This is a genomic window from Acidimicrobiia bacterium, from assembly GCA_040289475.1.
Lineage (GTDB): Bacteria > Actinomycetota > Acidimicrobiia > ATN3 > PSLF01 > PSLF01.
This window is the reverse complement of sequence record PSLF01000005.1, coordinates 86,674-104,691: the sequence shown is the minus strand read 5'-3', so window position 1 is coordinate 104,691 and position 18,018 is coordinate 86,674. Positions and strand designations below refer to the sequence as shown.

Annotated in this window: 18 protein-coding genes; 6 read left to right on the top strand and 12 right to left on the bottom strand. The window is 55.6% G+C overall.

Annotation, left to right across the window (positions count from 1 at the left end; genetic code table 11):
* The first annotated feature begins 19 nt into the window (after window positions 1-19).
* Window positions 20-895, top strand: a complete 876-nt coding sequence (locus tag C4318_04260) for a hypothetical protein (protein MER3454355.1) — start codon at window positions 20-22, stop codon at window positions 893-895.
* Window positions 896-911: 16 nt separating this feature from the next.
* Here C4318_04260 and C4318_04255 read toward each other — a convergent pair whose 3' ends face one another.
* A complete protein-coding gene (locus C4318_04255; protein MER3454354.1) occupies window positions 912-1,775 on the bottom strand; it encodes a biotin--[acetyl-CoA-carboxylase] ligase in 864 nt (287 codons plus the stop codon).
* 174 nt (window positions 1,776-1,949) lie between these two features.
* Here C4318_04255 and C4318_04250 point away from each other — a divergent pair, with 174 nt between their 5' ends.
* Window positions 1,950-3,737, top strand: coding sequence for a carbamoyl phosphate synthase (locus C4318_04250; protein ID MER3454353.1), 1,788 nt, complete (start codon window positions 1,950-1,952; stop codon window positions 3,735-3,737).
* A gap of 55 nt (window positions 3,738-3,792) precedes the next feature.
* Here C4318_04250 and C4318_04245 read toward each other — a convergent pair whose 3' ends face one another.
* The 11 genes from C4318_04245 to C4318_04195 form a co-directional block, all read right to left on the bottom strand.
* Window positions 3,793-5,421: a hypothetical protein gene (locus tag C4318_04245; protein MER3454352.1), complete on the bottom strand. Its 1,629-nt coding sequence runs from the start codon at window positions 5,419-5,421 to the stop codon at window positions 3,793-3,795.
* On the bottom strand, window positions 5,396-7,075 hold the full coding sequence (locus C4318_04240) for a methylmalonyl-CoA mutase (GenBank protein ID MER3454351.1): 1,680 nt from the start codon (window positions 7,073-7,075) through the stop codon (window positions 5,396-5,398). The genes C4318_04245 and C4318_04240 overlap by 26 nt, the downstream gene beginning before the upstream one ends.
* A 49-nt stretch (window positions 7,076-7,124) precedes the next feature.
* Complete coding sequence (locus C4318_04235) at window positions 7,125-7,562, bottom strand: hypothetical protein (protein MER3454350.1); 438 nt, start codon at window positions 7,560-7,562, stop codon at window positions 7,125-7,127.
* Window positions 7,559-7,987, bottom strand: coding sequence for a hypothetical protein (locus tag C4318_04230; GenBank protein ID MER3454349.1), 429 nt, complete (start codon window positions 7,985-7,987; stop codon window positions 7,559-7,561). Before C4318_04230 ends, C4318_04235 begins: the two co-directional genes overlap by 4 nt.
* Entirely contained in the window at window positions 7,984-8,436 is a 453-nt protein-coding gene (locus C4318_04225) for a hypothetical protein (protein ID MER3454348.1), read from the bottom strand. The genes C4318_04230 and C4318_04225 overlap by 4 nt, the downstream gene beginning before the upstream one ends.
* A gap of 7 nt (window positions 8,437-8,443) precedes the next feature.
* Window positions 8,444-8,806, bottom strand: a complete 363-nt coding sequence (locus tag C4318_04220) for a hypothetical protein (GenBank protein MER3454347.1) — start codon at window positions 8,804-8,806, stop codon at window positions 8,444-8,446.
* Window positions 8,807-8,883: 77 nt separating this feature from the next.
* Complete coding sequence (locus C4318_04215) at window positions 8,884-9,930, bottom strand: hypothetical protein (protein MER3454346.1); 1,047 nt, start codon at window positions 9,928-9,930, stop codon at window positions 8,884-8,886.
* On the bottom strand, window positions 9,741-10,655 hold the full coding sequence (locus C4318_04210; GenBank protein MER3454345.1) for a type II secretion protein F: 915 nt from the start codon (window positions 10,653-10,655) through the stop codon (window positions 9,741-9,743). Before C4318_04210 ends, C4318_04215 begins: the two co-directional genes overlap by 190 nt.
* Window positions 10,652-11,932 carry a pilus assembly protein CpaF gene (locus C4318_04205; protein MER3454344.1) on the bottom strand — a complete coding sequence of 427 codons (1,281 nt, stop codon included), beginning with the start codon at window positions 11,930-11,932 and terminating at the stop codon, window positions 10,652-10,654. Before C4318_04205 ends, C4318_04210 begins: the two co-directional genes overlap by 4 nt.
* Entirely contained in the window at window positions 11,925-13,379 is a 1,455-nt protein-coding gene (locus C4318_04200) for a hypothetical protein (GenBank protein ID MER3454343.1), read from the bottom strand. The genes C4318_04205 and C4318_04200 overlap by 8 nt, the downstream gene beginning before the upstream one ends.
* 2 nt (window positions 13,380-13,381) lie before the next feature.
* Window positions 13,382-14,152 carry a hypothetical protein gene (locus C4318_04195; protein ID MER3454342.1) on the bottom strand — a complete coding sequence of 257 codons (771 nt, stop codon included), beginning with the start codon at window positions 14,150-14,152 and terminating at the stop codon, window positions 13,382-13,384.
* Between the two features lie 118 nt (window positions 14,153-14,270).
* Between C4318_04195 and C4318_04190 the strand changes: the two genes are divergently transcribed.
* The 4 genes from C4318_04190 to C4318_04175 all read left to right on the top strand — a co-directional run bounded on the left by C4318_04190 (window position 14,271) and on the right by C4318_04175 (window position 17,984).
* Entirely contained in the window at window positions 14,271-14,567 is a 297-nt protein-coding gene (locus C4318_04190) for a hypothetical protein (protein MER3454341.1), read from the top strand.
* Window positions 14,568-14,971: 404 nt separating this feature from the next.
* Window positions 14,972-15,688: a hypothetical protein gene (locus tag C4318_04185; protein MER3454340.1), complete on the top strand. Its 717-nt coding sequence runs from the start codon at window positions 14,972-14,974 to the stop codon at window positions 15,686-15,688.
* A gap of 83 nt (window positions 15,689-15,771) precedes the next feature.
* The gene (locus C4318_04180) at window positions 15,772-16,584 is read left to right on the top strand and encodes an NAD-dependent deacetylase (GenBank protein ID MER3454339.1); all 813 of its coding nucleotides are present in this window, start codon (window positions 15,772-15,774) and stop codon (window positions 16,582-16,584) included.
* 221 nt (window positions 16,585-16,805) lie between these two features.
* Window positions 16,806-17,984: a molybdopterin biosynthesis protein MoeB gene (locus C4318_04175; protein MER3454338.1), complete on the top strand. Its 1,179-nt coding sequence runs from the start codon at window positions 16,806-16,808 to the stop codon at window positions 17,982-17,984.
* The last annotated feature ends 34 nt before the right edge of the window (window positions 17,985-18,018 follow it).

Below are 18,018 nucleotides of genomic sequence, written 5' to 3'. Positions count from 1 at the left end.
AGGAGTAACCGGAGGTTTGGTGCCGCGATACTGCTGGCTCGGTGACAAACTTGTACCCGAGCGCTCAGCTAAGGTCAGTGTGCTGGACCGCGGCCTTCTTTTGGGCGAAGGGCTGTTCGAAACGATGCGAGCCTACAACGGGAAAGTCTTTGCCCTCGGCCGCCACTACAAGCGGATGAAAGCCGGCGCCCGGGTTCTGGAAATCCCTCTTCCTCCGCTGCGCTATGTCGAGGATGCGATCGCCAAGCTTCTCGCCGCCAACCGCCTCTCAGAGGCGAGAGTCAGGTTGACAATGACATCTGGACCCGGGGGACCCGGCCTACTACCCACAGGACCCACTTCTCCGACCATGATTATCCTCGCCCATCCGCTAGACGCCCTTCCCGACAGGCTGTACCGAAAAGGGGCTAGGGCAGTAATTTTGCCCATCCGGAAATCCACCGGGTCGACTCTAACAGGGATCAAAACCACCAGCTACGTAGAGAACATAATCGGGAGAAGAATGGCCAAAAAAGCAGGCGCAGACGAGGGGATTTTTCTCAATTCGGAGGGAGATCTGTGCGAAGGTGCGGCATCCAACATCTTCTTGGTGAAATACTCGGATCTGTACACACCTGATACAGGGTCGGGCTGTTTACCTGGCATCACCCGAGAGATCGTGTTGGAATTGGCACCAAAAGCTGGGTTGACACCTCAAGAGCGAGCACTGTCGCCGATCGACCTAGTCGATGCGGAGGAAGCGTTTATCACGTCCTCGACCAGAGAGCTGATCCCTTTAGTAGAAGTCGATGGCGACGAGATTGGAGAGGGTCGTCCCGGAAGTAAAACCGCACGGCTCCACCAGATCTACAGGGAGATGGTAGAGCGGTACTGTCCCTCGCCGAGACGAGAATGACGAGCGCCATCGTGGCCTAGGCTGCTCGGACCTCTCTAACGTCTCCCGCCACGATCACCTTGCGCTCTCCGGAGTCCAAAGCCACAACCAGATCCCCACGCTCGTCGATGTCGACAGCCACGCCCTCGAGCTCGTCTTGGAGTAGCTTGACTCGCACCCTCAAGCCGATGGTCGAAACGGCTCTTCTGTAGCTCGCCGCAAGGTCCCGAGGGCCCGATTCCAGCTCGGCGAGCCAGTACCCGAGCTTGCGAACGATTGAGATTGCCAGAGCTCGCCTCTGGGGCGGTGAGCCCGCTACGATCGACAGCGCGGTTGCGGTTTCGGCAATATCCGGCGGAAAATCTTCCGGCCTCCATTCGACGTTCAGGCCAATCCCTATGACGAAAAACGGGCGCCCCTCTCGATCGGATCCCCGCTCGGTTAGTATTCCCCCAAGCTTTTTGCCCTCGAAAACGATGTCGTTGGGCCACTTGAGCTTGGTATCCAAGGACGATACATCTCGCACCGCATCGACGACAGCTAGCCCCGCTGCCGCATTTACCAGCCCGGCGTCTTCGCTGCTAACTCTTGCCCTGGCCAAAACGGACATAAGAATGCTTTTCCCTTTTGGAGATGTCCAGCTGCGACCCATTCGTCCCCGACCTGCGGACTGTTCTTCTGCCAATAGGACAAGACCCTCCGGCTCACCAGCGCGACCAAGCTCAAACAGAGCAGTATTGGTCGAGTCGATTTTTTCGACTACGAGTGCTCTGAAGAAGCGCTGTCCGCGCAGAGCTTCGTTGATTTGGCGAGCATCGTAGGATCCAGCCGCAGTGATCGAAGTGTCGGAGTCCGCTCTTTGGATACGATTCTGCAACTCTCTTTTTACCTCCGTTTGCATATACTGCGCATTACGTTGTGACCTACGACCTAAATCGTAAATCTAAGCCACACTCCGGATTGGGAGCCGCCAACCCGGTCTCGTGCTGCACAAAACGCAGGCACTCGCCTATACTGCGCTTGCCGATGTGCCTATACTGCGCTTGCCGACAAAAGATCGCTTTGTGAGAGGGTAATGTTCCAGAAGATTTTGATTGCAAACCGTGGGGAGATTGCTGTTCGTGTCATCCGCGCCTGTCGGGACCTCGGCGTAAAAGCGGTCGCTGTTTACTCCGACTTCGATCGAAACTCCCTACACACTAGGTTGGCCGACGAATCGTATTACATTGGGGACTCTCCAGCCACAGAAAGCTATCTAAAGATCGAAAGGATCTTAGAAGTAGGGCGGGAATCGGGCGCCGAGGCAGTTCATCCCGGGTACGGTTTTCTCGCAGAAAATGCGACCTTCGCAGCCGCAGTCGTAGACTCGGGGATGACGTGGATCGGACCGTCTCCCGAGGCCATAGCAGCCATGGGAGACAAGGTATCGGCCCGCAAACTCTCCGAGTCAGCTGGATTTCCGCCAGTCCCTGGGACTCTCGAAATGATCACCTCACCCTCTCAAATCGTGGAATTTGCGAACGAGCACGGTTGGCCAGTCGCAATCAAGGCCTCCGCTGGGGGGGGTGGCAAGGGCATGCGGGTTGTCCATTCCGAAGAAGAAGCCGAACAAGCATTTATTTCTGCCCGACGTGAAGCCAGCTCCTATTTCGGAGACGACTCCGTGTATTTAGAGCGATACATTGCCCGGCCGCGTCACGTAGAAGTCCAGGTTCTTGCCGACTTGCACGGCAATGCGGTCTACGTCGGAGAGAGGGACTGCTCTTGCCAGCGCAAGTACCAGAAAGTAATAGAAGAGACTCCCTGTCCCTCGATCAGCGATGAAACCAGGCGATCACTCGGGGAGGCCGCGCTAAAGCTCGTGAGGGCATGCGGATATCAAAGCGCTGGGACCGTCGAGTGCCTACTCGACGAAGACGACAACTTCTACTTCCTGGAGATGAACACCCGGATCCAGGTGGAGCACTGCGTCACAGAAGAGGTTTACGGGGTAGATCTCGTAGCTTCACAGATCAAGATCGCTGCGGGAGAGCCATTGCCATTTTCTCAAGCCGACCTTGTGGGAAGGGGGCACGCCATCGAGTGTCGGATCAACGCAGAAGACCCCACTCAAGGATTTATGCCCACACCTGGTACCATAACATCCTGGCAAATGCCGCAGGGTCCAGGAATCCGAGTCGACGCTGGATACGAGGCAGGGTCAGAGGTAGGCCAGTTCTACGACAATCTTGTGGCAAAAATTATAGCCTCTGGCAGCGACCGCCAACAGGCTCGGGCTCGCATGCTGAGAGCTCTTCAAGAGACAGTAATAGAGGGCGTCGCCACCAACATTCCACTTCACAAGGCGATACTTACCCACCCCGATTTCATAGACGCCAAGCACTACACACGTTTCATCGAGGAAGAACTAGACCTCCGATCACTGAAAGGGCATCCGACAAAACCGGTACTACCTCATCCGGGATATCAGGAACGCCAGGTAGTCGTAGAAGTTGGATCGAAACGTTTCGATGTCAAGGTATATCTGCCGGAGTCTGCACAGCCCGTAGGCGCAGGCTTGAGTAGGCCTTTGAGTACCGTGAACAAGTACAAGCCCAAAGTCCCAGCCAGTGTGGCGCCCACCCGGGCTGCAACAGGTACTGCGCCTGGAGTCGTGACCGCGCCGATGCAGGGAACGATAGTTCAGATACTCGTCGAAGAAGGACAGCAAGTGGCTGCCGGGGATGCGCTTTGTATCCTGGAAGCAATGAAGATGGAAAACCAAGTAGTTGCGGATGTATCCGGCCGCGTAAAAGAGCTCAAATGCAAAGTGGGAGACACGGTGGGGGCTGGCGACGTTTTGGTGATCTTGGATAGCGCCTAGAAGCGCCGCGCTCGGTCTTGATCGCCTCAGGGGCCGGCGATCAATTAGCTTACTCTCAATCACTGCCCACTTCGCGCGAGAGGATCGAGTCTGCTCTTGCAGCCAACCCGATACGTGGTCCTAGATCGTAAACAGCCCCTGCACGCGATAGCCAGAGCCAAATACCGAATCCCACCACAACAACGAAGAACGCCAGCCTCCCTAACCCTTCTCCAATTGCTCTTATGTTTGGTGAGAGAAGGACATAACCTCCCGGAAGTTGGGTGAACGAGTAAACGAAGGCGGCGGCCATCGCAAGACGAAAAGTCTGCCCTTCAGAGACCAGTGCCAGTACGAGCATCGGCCAAACCAGATACCACGGAAGCAGGTAGGCAGTGGTAAAGCAGAAGGCCAGCAACGCTTTACCCCACACCTCTGGAAGCAGCTCTTCGGAGCGACCTAGTCGGCGGCAGAGAAGCAACACGTACAGACCGAACACAACGCCTAGAGCGACCCGAAAGATTGCCACCCAGCCAGAAACCCCGAACAGCCTCACACCGAGGGACTCCAACCCCAAGTGAACGACCTGAGCAGATACGTACGGCGCGGATATGCTGGTCTGTAGTCCAGAGACTCGTACGAGAGCTCTTAGGGTATCGAGTCCTTTCCAGAACGGCGCATACGCAGCAACCACCGTGGCGCTTGATAACGAAACCAGCCACGCCACTCTTTGCCAACCCCCGATATCCTCTCGCTTTCTCCACACCAGCAACATGTAGAGAAAAAGAGGAACCAGAGCAGTTACCTTCACTAAAGAACCCAGTGTAACAACGACGCCAGCTAGAAGGCGGTGCCCCTCCAGAAAGAGGAGAAGGCCGCCAAGGAGTGCAGCAGCCACCAGGATATCGTTGTGGCCCCCGCCCACTATGTGAATGAGTACCAGCGGATTCCACCCAACAGCCACCACAGCTACCGTGGCTGCCCTCGACAATTTCTGAGCACAGCGAATTAGAAGCCAGAGCGATAATGCGAAGAAAAAAGCTGCCACAGCTTTGAGCCCTATTATCAGGATGCCGAGCCCACCTAATACTCGCGCACACGCCCAAGCTATCCCCTGCATAACGGGCCCATAGACGCTCGGCATGTCCCACCACATCCTTCCGACAAAGTTGGCCGTTGAATCTTGTGCCACCTTCGAAGGCCCAGAGAGATAAGGGTTCTCGTAGTAGAAAGCTGCCATTCTTCCATAAGCGGCGTATGAGTAGATATCTTGACTGGCGATCGGAGGAGTCGGAACGAGCAGAATAGCGAACCCTACCGCCCATGCAGCTGGTAGCAAAGCACGTTGCGGCTGCTTTTTTGCCTCTCTCAGTGCAAGCGCAAAGAGCGCAAATGCCGATGTGAGCAGAATGACGAATGCCACAACAAGTACGCTCGGGGATCCGTGAAAAAACCGGGCTATGAGGGAGTAAGGGCTTAACCGTTCTATGTCCGCGGGATAAGGCGGAACAATAGGCGATCTAGGAAGCAGCGAGAGTACGCCGAACGACATGTACACCGCTGAGCCAGCCAGGCCCAACGCTGTCCATCTGGGCTTTGTCCTTCTCTTCCCGTCTAGCCTGAAGTCGCTCGATTTCCACGAAGAAGAATCGTCGCATAGCGTCGTTGGCGAGTCAGATTCAGAATCGAGGTTGGTAGGTGCCAAACTCCGCTCTAAGTTCGTCACATATCTCGCCAATGGTCGCTCCCGCTCTCAGAGCCGCTTTCATCGCATCGAGGAGATTGCCGTCTCCCTTGGCAACTTGTCGCACGGCTTCTAGTTTCTCCCCTACTTCAATCGGATCTCGCTTCTTGCGTGCTTCCTCAAGGCGTCGAATCTGGGCTTCTTCTAAGGCCTTGTCAACTTTGAGGACCTCGAGCGGTTCCTCTTCGTCTTCGATAAACTCGTTAACCCCTACGATCAATCGCTTTTTCGTCTCGACCTCCTGAGCCCAGCGGTAGGCGGCTGCCTCAATCTCCGACTGCATGTAGCCGGCCTCTATAGCTGCCACCGCTCCCCCCATTTGCTCGATCTTGTCGAGATATTCTTGGGCACCCTTTTCTACCTCGTTTGTTAGCGACTCGACGTACCAGCTGCCTCCTAGTGGATCGACAACGTCTGCAACCCCGGACTCGTACGCAATGATCTGCTGAGTCCTCAGCGCAATCCTAGCTGCCTTCTTCGTTGGCAGCCCCAGCGCCTCGTCAAAGCTGTTGGTATGAAGGCTCTGCGTTCCTCCCAGCACCGCCGCGAGTCCTTGGATGGCCGTCCTTACGATGTTGTTCTCCGGTTGCTGAGCGGTGAGCATGGATCCGGCTGTCTGCGTATGGAAGCGCATCAACCAAGACTTTGGATTTTTGGCACCGAAGCGGTCTCTGCAGATGCTAGCCCACATCCGCCGAGCGGCTCGAAATTTGGCTATCTCTTCGAAAAAGTTGTTGTGTCCGTTCCAGAAAAAGCTGAGTCGGGGCGCGAACTCGTCAATTTCCAATCCTGCATCGAGCGCGGCTTCTACGTACGCGATAGCGTTTGCCAACGTAAAGGCAAGCTCCTGCACAGCTGTGGCACCTGCCTCCCGTATGTGATACCCCGAGATCGAGATCGTGTTCCAGCGAGGAAGGTTTCGCCGACAGTAATCGAACGTGTTGGTTACGATCCGCATCGAGGGGCGAGGAGGAAATATGTATGTGCCCCTCGCTACATACTCCTTGAGGATGTCGTTTTGAATCGTCCCTCCTAGTTTCTTGGGGTCCGCACCCTGCTCTTCGGCTACGATCTGATACATCAATAACAAAAGGGAGGCGGGGGCATTTATGGTCATTGATGTCGTAACCTTTTCGAGAGGGATTCCCTCAAAAAGTCTTCTCATGTCGTCAACGGTGTCAATAGCGACCCCGACCTTGCCCACCTCCCCCGCTGCCCTGGGGTTGTCGGAGTCCAACCCCATCTGGGTGGGAAGATCAAATGCAACCGACAGTCCCGTCTGACCAGCCGCGAGCAGGTACTTGAATCGCTGGTTGGTCTCTTCCGCGGTTCCGTAGCCGGCGTACTGGCGCATCGTCCACAGGCGACCTCTGTACATGGTCGGATGAATGCCCCTGGTAAAAGGAAACTCGCCCGGGTCTCCCAGGTCGCTGTCGTAGTCGAAGCCCGCTATGTCTTCCGGTCTGTAAAAAAGCCGTAGTTGGATACCTGAATGGGTCTCGGCAACAGGCACAACTTTAGAATCGGATCGGGCACTGCCCCGGTTTTCGCTTTGCGAAGAAGACGTGGACGCGCGCTCCTCTATTGTGTGGTCTTTTGCGTTTTGTTCAGTCATCGCTAGGGTATAGGTGGCTCTTCACTCGCATATTCAGGATGAGTACAGCTTACCCGCCGCTTATGAGAACAGGTGAAGCTGAAGCGCGGACGTGCACCTCGTAGCCACTGAGGCCTACTAAAGGCAGCAACACGAACGAAACCGTACAAACAGCGGCTCCCTCCACTCGTGCCCCCTGCACCTGAAACCAAGCACGAGATCCCGTGGGAGCATTGACCGTAAATACTCTTTCGGCTGCTGAAACTGCTGCTAAACGCTCGGGTTCGAGATTGTTTTCTATGGAACCTTTGAATTTCTCAAGATCCACGTGCCCTGCACCAGCAAGCACCGCGGCATCCAGCGCGTTCTGAAGCTGCCGTCGGATTAGAAACGCTCGTGATCCGTCGAGAACGAGACCCCCAATAGCTAGAACGATCATCAGTACTGCCATAACCAGAGGGAAAGATTGCCCAGACTCGAAATCGAGGTTTGAATGTTCGCGCTTCATTTCGGAACCGGTGAGTGCGGGCCGATTTCGAATCGGCTCTTGGAAGAAACTGTGATTGGCAACGAGGCGTGGAGTGCCCCACCCAATGAAATTTGGAGTGGGTAAGTGACAGCCACCTCCACACTGGATCCACGCGCCAGCCTGCCTTCCAATGATATATGGGCTCTTGACGGATCGAGACCATAAGTCCGCAGCACGCCGCTAGCAGAAGCCACGGCCGATTCTCTAGCAGCAGCTTCGAACCGTGCCACCGAGGCCGATCGAGCGGCGTCTCTCGATGCAGCAGACACAGCTAGTGCGACGCGCTGTGCCTCGCTCAAAGCTGCAATCGAGAAAGCTAAAGATAATGCGAGAGCCATCCCCACCAAAATTACCTCTACCAGGGCACTCCCTTGCTCTGAACAGTGGTTGGCAGATCGCGTCATCGTCGCTGAACCGCTTTTTCCTCTCGAAATGCCCAGGCCTTTGCTCGGAGGGGAAGTCGGGGAAGAAAGGGTGCGGAGGGAACGAATTCGCCTTGGACCTCTACTTCCACAAAGTCGCCATCTTCTCGAACATAGGCGTTCAACGCGCGAGAGTACTCACCGACTACATCGGGCAGTAGTTGATCTATGCGAACTTTTGCAGAAGAGACATGCGTTCCATAGGGGGCTGCGGTCCGGGCAGCCTCAGCTGCAGCAGCGTGCACGAGATTGCGGACATAGGCAAAGATCCCGATGTCTATCGACACGACGAGTACTACTACCAAAAGGACGAGCGAAGCCAAAAACTCGACTGTCACAGAGCCTGTGTCGCTTTGAGCTTCCGACTCGCTGCTTTTGTAGAGCCCTACAGAATCGTTCGATCGAAATTTGTGTGCGGAATACGTGCGCATACCCAGCTCACCTAAAGAGCTTGGACAATGCCCTGGTAAGAATCGAGCCGAGCATGGGCTGAGCGATCGCCCAAATAAACAAAGTTATTCCGACAGCCATCACCAAGATCATCACCCACTCTCCGATCGACCCGTCCTCCGAACTCGCACCTCTTTGTGCGCGAAAGAAAATGCGTCGCTTCGAACGGAAGTAATCAGCCCATTCCGCCGCTATCGAAGACACAACAATCGATAACGTCAAAAAAGCGAAGGTGGCCAGCCAGGTCCAAAAGCGTTTCCGAAAAACAAACAGTTGGCTCCCACAGGAAGGACCTGGGCTATTTGCGACTGTGGAATTGCAATTGACAGGACGTGTTGTTGATTGCTTCACTCCCCCCTCCTTTTTTATTCGGGTTTTGATTGTTTTCTTGGCTTACCTGCGCTTCAACCTCCGAAGCAGCAGTGACCTCAACCCATTACGAGCCTCAAGGTGTAAAACCCTGGAAGCGCCGCAAACACAAGGGCTGTGGGCAAGATGAGAAACACCACTGGAACGATCATCAACATTTGCCTCTTTCCCATCGACTCGACGACCGCGGCCTTGCGTGCCTCTCTCACGTCTCTAGCCAGTGCGCGAAGCTGATCGGTCAAGCCCACCCCCCTTTCATGAGCTCTGCCAAGAGCTTCCGCCAATACGTTGACCGCGGGACGGCGTATACGTTCGGCGAACGCAGTGAGAGCTACTTCAAAAGGAGTCCCCGAGGTAACCGCGGCAACCACAGTAGTGACCTCGCTTTGCAATGGGTGCTCCACCAAACCACTGATCGCTGCTAATCCACTACGGACGCTTTCGCCCGATGAGATAGCTATGCACAAGAGATCGGCCAGATTGGCCACATCAGCGGCGACTCTGTCACGGGCCTTTTCTGCTCTATGCTTGACAAAAAACTCCAAGCCGCCTCCTGACACAAACGCGGCAAAGAGAGTCGTAGCAGCGAGCTGACGTATTCCGCCTTGCCAGGTATAACCTGACAGTCCTATTCTGGAAGCCCCCGAAACCGCCGAATATAGGGTTCCGCCAACCAGCGCGCCTATTGTTGCAAAAGCAAGTTGGCACGCTCGGAAGCTCGTAGCATCCAGTCCTACTCCTGCTAGCTGTAAATCGACGTCGAGACCAGATGAGACAAGATACTTCTGGACTCGACTAGGGAATGATGCGACCGCTCGGCGAGCCCACGCCACCTCTGCGAGATTGTTCGTGAGGAGCAGACGGCAACCTACAAAAGCCGCCACAAGTGGGAACAGGAGGGTCGGATCCAGTGCCCTCACCTTGAAGGTACCTTTCCGATTTTCGACATGAGGGCGTATCCGGACACCGTCGCAATCGCCCCGCCCACGATCACCTTTGTGCCGAGCGCTGTCGAATAAACTGCGGCCGTTGCTGGCCTCAATGAGAGGAGTACTACGATCACCCAGGGTGCCGCAGCGGAGATACGCGCCGCCGTAACTGTCCACGACTGCCGAGCTTCGATGTCGCGCTCTATGCTTAGGCGTTCAGATGCCAGCTCTGCTGCGGTCTTCAAAACTGACACTAGCTCCGATCCCCCTGAGCGGTGTGCCAATCGGAGCGCTCCGAGTTGCTGATGGATGCCCGCATACTCGAGCTCGGACCCCAGTGCTTCGACAGAGCTGTCAAAGTCGCCAGTGGCGGAGTATCGGCGTGCAAAGCGCGCAAAGTACGGGCGAAGCTCTGCCGGTCCACTCGATCCTAACGCTGCAAGCGCTCGAGGCAGCGAGTCTCCAACCTGGAGGTTGGCTACTAAATGGCGGCAGGCATCGGGCCAGCTAGACCGTATCCTCTCTACCCTACGACGCTTCCGCATGCTCGAAATAGAAATTGGAATCCACACACCGGCCACTGCTCCCAACACCCCGAGAGCGGGAACCGCGGTCACTAGATAAGCAGTCATCCCGGAGGCTGCCGAGGCACCTAAATAAGGAACCAGCGTTTTCGCAAAGGCTGCAACGCTAGAGAAAATTGCATCTTTGAATATCGGCGGGGAGTATGAGGCGGCCTCGTCTGCGACCAAGCTAGAGAATGTTTTAGCACTTTTTGGATGCCTGGTCCGCGGGGCGTTATATGCTTTTTGGCTTCTGAAAAAGAACTGCTCGATTGCTAGATATCCCCCAAGAGCCGCGCCGAGAAAAGCTACATACACCGCCATAGCACGAACGCTCATGCTCGCTCTCCTCCCGCTTGAGCCCCAACCCGTACCGATGCCCGCTCGCCGTCCCGTAGCACATCCAAAAGATCGATCCCTACATCCTCGAAGCGGGCCAAATTTCTGGGAAACTCACCGGTCCAAACCAGTTGTCCCTCCTCCCGGCTAAAAATGGGGGACGCGGTTACGCCATCCGGAGCAAGCTGATCACCGATGGCGAGAATCTCGTCAACGTAGCGAAATCCGCTCCTTCTTTCTCTTTTGCAAAAAACCACTAGGTCGATGCAGGAGGCGACTGTCGAGGCAACGAACTCCTTTGAAATGTTCTCCCCGGCCAACAACGGCAGGGCTGTCAGCTTTCTTACAGCCTCTCTAGCGGTGTTCGCATGGACACTAGTCATAGTGGCGCAACCCGTGTTCATGGCGATTAGCATGTCGAAAGCCTCTGCGCCTCTTACCTCTCCAACGATGATTCTGTCGGGGCGCATTCGAAGCGTTTCCTTGACTAAACGGCGCAGCGTAATTTCGCCCTCTCCTTGCATGTTGGGCTCTCTGCACTGCATCCCTACGAGATCAGGGTGATCAATGCTCAACTCGAAAATCTCCTCGCAGGTGACAACTCGCTCGGACGCTGGTATAGCGGAAGCCAAGCAGTTGAGCATAGTCGTCTTCCCAGCGCCAACAGCTCCTGCCACGACGATGTTCAGCCCCGCAAGGACAGAAACCGACAAAAAAGAAGACGCGTGTTCGCTAAGAGATCCTCGAGACACTAGCTCGTCCAAGTCGTTCACCTCTATGCCGGTGAACTTTCGGACGTTTAGAGTCCAGTGTTGCGTGACAGGGGGAATCACGACATGTAGACGACTTCCATCGGGCAGCGAAGCATCCACGAAGGGAGATGCTCTGTCGATACGCTTCCCGGTGAAACCCAGCATTCTCTCGACTAGATCTCTTACTTCTTTCGAATTGATTCGTACCGGAACTCGCTCGTGTACACCTCTACGCGACACGAAAACATTTCCTGGGTTGTTCACCCAGACCTCTTCGACAGCGGGATCCGCGAGCAGGTCTGCCAAAGCTCCGAAGCCGGAGAAGCGCTTAATCAACTCTCCTGCCAAATCTCCGTCTGATTCCCCGTCTGTCAGCAAAGGCAGTTTTTCCGTCAAAGCTCGTTGCCTGTAGCTGCGAACAACTTCTTTGGCCACGCGATAGAGAGATGGCGGGTCCAAAACTGCCTCATTACGGATCCGCTCTTTTAGATCGTCTTCCAAAATCGACATGGCATTGCTATGCATCTCTTTTCCTCCTGGCGATAACAGCAGCCACGAAAGAACCGCAGAACAACTTCGATCTGCCGCCGGAGCCATTGCCATTGGCGCCATCAAAAGCGGGAATCTCAAAGCCAGCCGACTCAGCTAACGACCGCACTGCAGCGGTGAACTCGGTCCCGCCAAGGTCCGAACTCGGCAAGCGAGTACTCCAAAAAAGGTTGAGCAAGCGAGGATCGTGAGGAAGGCAGACCACAGCGCTGCATCCCGTGGCCGAAACGAGAGCCTTGCAGTGGGCTCTCAGTTTCCTAAGAGGAACCTTTTCTGGAAGCAAGTTGAGGGCCACTACAAGGTTTGTGGAGTCTCCCAGTGCTCCACAGACGCGTCCCCAGGTTTCAATGAAGGTTTTCACCCCGCCGGGATCCGCTCGGCAAACCAAGATCCACCCTCGCTGAGCAAGGGGGTCGGCTCCCATGGATCCGCCGATTGAGCCGAGGAGGGCCATACCTAGAGACCGGCGGACACCCCGGGTTATTGAGCCCGCATCGAGTATGACGGCCTCAGCTCTCCGCTGTAGCTCCAACACCACGGGCCGCAGGGGAAGAAAAGGCGAAACGCGTCCAGAGACGGGGTCCCCACTTTCTTCTGCGATATCTGGACGGTTCTTTGCACACGCCAACAACTCCCTGCTGGAAAGAGGTTGAATTCGCCAGCAAATCTCGCCAGAGTCACCGAGGTGATCGCGGTTGCAGGCGCCATCGACTGAAGGATCTTTTCTCTTTGCCACCCCAAGCCACCGAGATAAACCCCATGTCTGGCAGTCGACATCGCCAACCGCTACCGACCATCCCGCCTGTGCCAGCACACGCGCCAGAGCAATCGTAAGAGTAGTACCCCCTGCCGAGTGGCCGAGAGATGCAACCCCGATCGATCGCGGCCGGCGCACTGCAGAGGGGACGACACTCTCATGTCGCTCAAATGCCTGTGATCCCCGAGATCGTGCACAGCTCTGGCCTGTCTCAGCCGAACCCGAGGCGACTCGGAGGATCTGAAAGACAGCCGAATCCAGATCTGCGCCCAAGGGCACTCTTGTTCGCACGGCGTTTTTCGCGAGAATCGCCTCACCCTCTACATCACCGGCTTCGAATGCGCCAACCAGAGCGCAGCCGTGGGACTCGAGTTCGGATACGAGCTTTTTAGGAAACGGCGCAGCGTCTGGGAACACCACCACGAGGTCCGCCGAGCCAAACCAAGACCATATAGCGGCCTCTGCAGCCTCTTCGACGAGTTCTGCAGAAGTCACCGATCGGTTGTGAGATAGGGCGCCCACTAAGGCTTCGCCTAGTCGGTCTTGGCGACCTCCTACAATCACCGCGCGTACCTCGCGGCCATTTCGGACACCTCTTAGGCCAGGCGATGAGCCATCACTGCTGATTACGCCTCGCCCAATACCGTCGCAAGTGCCGGCGCTCATCGCTACTCCTCCTGCCCTAAGGAAGTATCCGAATCGAATGAGACGCCACCCGACATCTCCCGTCCCAAAACGCTTTCGCCGGGGATAGACCTCACGACAGAGACCACAGCGTTTTGCGATGCGAATACCAATCGGACGAGGTCGGCTGCCGCGACCTCGACCGTGCACAAAATCCCCGGCTGCCCGCCGAGTGCGGAGGGCAAAGACTTGCCCGAGCCCGACATCTCTATGCCGTCGCCGTCAGTTGCAGGAGCCGATACGGAGATTAGTTTCACCGCAGATGCGACAACGACAGTCCGAGCAGCTTCGGTACCAACGGTGAAGCTAGCTAGCACATCTACGCTGTCTCCAGGTGCCAAATCGGGAGTGCTACCGGCCCGCGCTGCGTGCAGCTGGACGAGGCGTCGAGGGGTCTCGCTGCTATCGGGAGCAAACGACGAGCGCAAAATAGGTTCCCCGGCCCGCGAGGGCTTGAGCAGGCGCAGCCCCATAACCGATCCTCTCTCTTCGCTCCTTACGAGGTGGTCGAGTGTGTCACCTGTTGCGGCCACAGCAGCTTCGGAAACGTCCGCATCGGATAACACCGCTCCGGCGTCCATATCGTGAGAAAAAACCAGCACACCTACAGGCGCTACTCGACTCCGCAGTACTGCAGTTGCAGATACCAGCGAGATCGAGATCAACGCCACCCCGGCGACAACCCGTGGCGCTACAGTCCCCGGACGGAGCGAACGCCCGCTGAATTTGGTGTAATTCGATCCGATTCGTGTCATAAGTCCTTCTTAGATGTCCTTTGTAGGTAACTACGTCCAATACAATGGAACTGCCAGCATCTGAGCGTGACGGCAGCGTTTTGCTTTTGTGCAGAGCCTTTGAGGAGGAATTAGCGAAATGGCTGAGGCAACACGTAGACCACAAAACAAAAGGGGCCAAACACCCACTACCCCCTCACGACTCCTCACACCCAAAGAGGTCGCCGAGTACCTAAGCGTCACCGAGAGCCAGGTGTACACCCTCATGCGAGAGGGGGACTTGCTGGCGCTCAAGATTGGAAAGCGCGGCGTATGGCGTGTAGACAGGGAGGAGCTGGAGCGGTACATCGAGAGTTTGAAAAAAGAAGCCATCCAGCGAGTAAGGACAGCCTCAAGCAGAGGAAAACGCCAGCGCAAGCGGTCCAGGAAAGAGTAGCTTCCCTCTCGACCACTCGAGACTTCGATACTTTCTATCCCCCCTCTTTTCACTTCCCCCTCTTTTGACTATTCTTTTGAACTATTGCCGACCCCAGGACAAATCGCCTCTTCCTAGTAACGAGGCAATAAGGCGATCGCCTGCCGCAGGAAGCTACCTGACCGGCAGTCGGAGCAGGTCTACGCTCGGGACACAAGTGTAAATAGGAATTTCACCGGACGCAATAGTAATTTTTACAACCTAAATAAGGCTAACTCAATGTAACACATAGTATAATCTTGCAAAGACAGGCACATTGTTTTATATCACTTACGGTGCTGTGCCCATATTGACGAGTAGATCGAGTGTCTATTCAGTCATCTTGAAATCGGCGTTAGACGGTTCGGCAGATCAGGAGGGGGGCCATGAGACTTGCCGAAGAGACCACTTCCATCGATTCGACCGATGCGCTCAGCCTTCACGATCGGCACAGCGCTTACGTGTGGATCTTTTACTCGTCTTTGGTAGGAGTCGAAGCAATGGGCTGCTACTGTTATCTGGCATCTCTTCTAGAACAGGGGGTTTGCGAGGTCACGTGGGAGCAGGTGACAGAAAACCTTGGTCTTTCGAATCGAGAAATCCTGGTGAATGCGCTCTGCTCGCTCGTTACAGCGGGCATGATCGAGCTCAGTCAAGGTGTGTGTCTAGTTCGCGAAAAACTCCCCTCGATCGATCCAGTCTTGGAATCCCAGCTTCCCAGGCAGCTTCGGCGAATCCACTGCGAGGCACGCACTTTGCTGTCGAGCCTCCCGCCAGGTCAAAACGTGCACCGTCGAGCGGTCTCGAACGTCGAAGCCATGCGAAACAGAGCAAGAAGAGAAGCTGTATCCCTCCTGAGACTCGGTCACTCCTGTAAAGAGACTGAGCTGGAATTGTCCACTCGCGGATACCACCCATCTCTCGTTACGTCGAGTACGATTTGGGCCCTGTGGCACCTGGCCGCCACTGCACAAGACAGAGTTTCTATCATGTCCCCGATATCATCGCCGTCACCCCTGAGGCTCATCGATTCGACCCGCAGTCTCGAGGTAGTAGGCCAGACTCTCCCCACCCGTTCACCGATAGACTCATCGGTAAAATAGTTCATCACAAAAGAACGCTTTTTTCCTTAAAGCGACAAGCGCCGGCTGGGCACGGCATCTAGCACGCGGGCAGGAGTATTGGTATGAGCGCAGAAACACCCTCGAGCCAAAGGTATCCCGGTGGCACACAATTTGCCGATCCCAGCATCTTGACTGCTGCAGAGTGGGTCGCCAATGCCACCGCTCTAGTTGTATTCACTGGAGCTGGTGTGTCTACGGAGTCGGGTATTCCAGACTTCAGAGGGCCCCAGGGAATCTGGAAAAAGATCGACCCCTCTATTTTTGAGTTTTCAAGGTATGTGCGCGACCCAGAGATACGCAAGCTTTCTTGGCGGATGCGCCTAGAGCATGGAGCCTTCGAAGCGCGTCCCAATCCTTCGCACTACGCGATAGCAGAGCTAGAAAAGCTCACGTCCTTCGAGGCACTGATCACTCAGAACATCGACGGGCTACACCACGCAGCCGGTTCCACTCCGGAAAAGATCTACGAGATCCACGGGACGATGAAGCAAGTCAAGTGTTTGGATTGCGGGAGGAGATGGCCTACAGAAGTCATCCTTGAAAGAGTAACAAAGGGACAGGAGGATCCATCATGTACCTCGTGCGGCGGAATTCTAAAAACTGCAACAATTTCCTTCGGTGAACAGCTTGAGTCCCACACTCTCGACAAGTGCCAGGAAGCTGCAGTCCGCTCCGATGTCTTTTTGGTAGCAGGAAGCTCTCTGGTCGTTTACCCGGCTGCCGCACTCCCTCAGATAGCTCGCGACACCGGTGCCAAATTGTTGATCTTCAACCTCGAGGAAACTCCTCTGGATTCGGAAGCAGACCTTGTGTTTAGGGGAAAGACTGGTGAACTGCTGCCCCGTCTGGTAGAAGCAGTCAAGAGCGTGCAATAACTAAGACAGACCTGCTTCGGCCGGGAATTTCCACCGATTAGCTCGGTTTTTTCATGTAGCGTTCAGCGAGGAGAAAGGTAGCTGTCCGACGACGAGTGGTCTCCTCGGGAAGAGCCGTGGACAGGTTGGCTAAAAGTCGCTTGCTACATCTACATATAGAGGCAGCGACCATATCTGCATAGGGTAGATCGGCAGTGTTGTCTCACATGACGGGGTGATCCGTGGCACAAAACTTCAGAGAATTTTTGCAAAAAACCAAACAAGAGATAGAAGAGGTCGATCCCCACAAGGCACACGCCCTCATCCAAGACGGATGGAAAGTGATCGACGTTCGCACCGATGAAGAGTTTTCTCAAGGAGCGCTGCCTTCTGCGATTCACATAGATAGAGGTTTTCTCGAGTCCCGCGTTGAAGATGCCCTTCCCGACAAATCCCAACCAGTTGTCGTCTATTGTGCGGGCGGTGTTAGGTCTGCATTTGCCGCTAAGACTCTAAAAGAGCTGGGTTATCAGCGGGTGGTCTCTATGAGTGGCGGTTTCAATGCCTGGAAAGACGCGGGTCTTGAGTGGAAGGTTCCCAAGGTCCTCACGGCAGAACAGCGGACCCGCTACCACCGCCACATCCTTTTACCGGAGGTCGGAATAGAAGGGCAGATAAAGCTCCTTGAGTCAAAGATTCTGCTATTGGGCGCAGGAGGCCTCGGAGCGCCGGCCGCGCTGTATCTCGCTGCCGCAGGCGTAGGAACCCTGGGGATAGTCGACTACGACGTCGTCGACCGGTCGAACTTACAGCGCCAGATTATCCACAATGAAGAGCGTATCGGGATGCTGAAAGTGGAGTCGGCGAAAGAGACGATTCAAAAACTCAATCCCGACGTTGAAGTCGTGGGATACAACACCCGCCTGGCTGCGGCCAATGTTGTAGACATTATCAAAGATTACGATGTGATAGTCGATGGGACGGACAACTTCCCCACCCGCTACCTGCTGAATGACGCATCTGCGATACTCGGAAAGCCCGTAGTGCACGGATCTATCTTCCGCTTCGAAGGGCAAGTTAGTGTATTCTGGCCGGGCCACGGGCCATGCTATCGCTGCCTTTACCACCAACCCCCTCCCCCCGAGCTCGCCCCCTCCTGTGCGGAAGCGGGAGTTCTAGGTGTGCTGCCAGGAATCGTAGGGGCCCTGCAAGCCTCAGAGGCGATCAAGATCATCTTGGGAATCGGCGATCCTCTTGTTGGGCGGTTGTTGGTCTTCGATGCTCTCGAAGCGACCTTTAGAGTTCTTCGCCTACGTAAAGACCCTTCCTGCCCGACTTGCTCCGAGGGCGCCCGAATCGAGCTCGTCGACTATGACGAGTACTGCTTGCCAGCGAGCGAAGTCGCCAACCCCCGTCAATAGGTCGAACTAGAACACAGAGTTGCTGCAGCGTTTC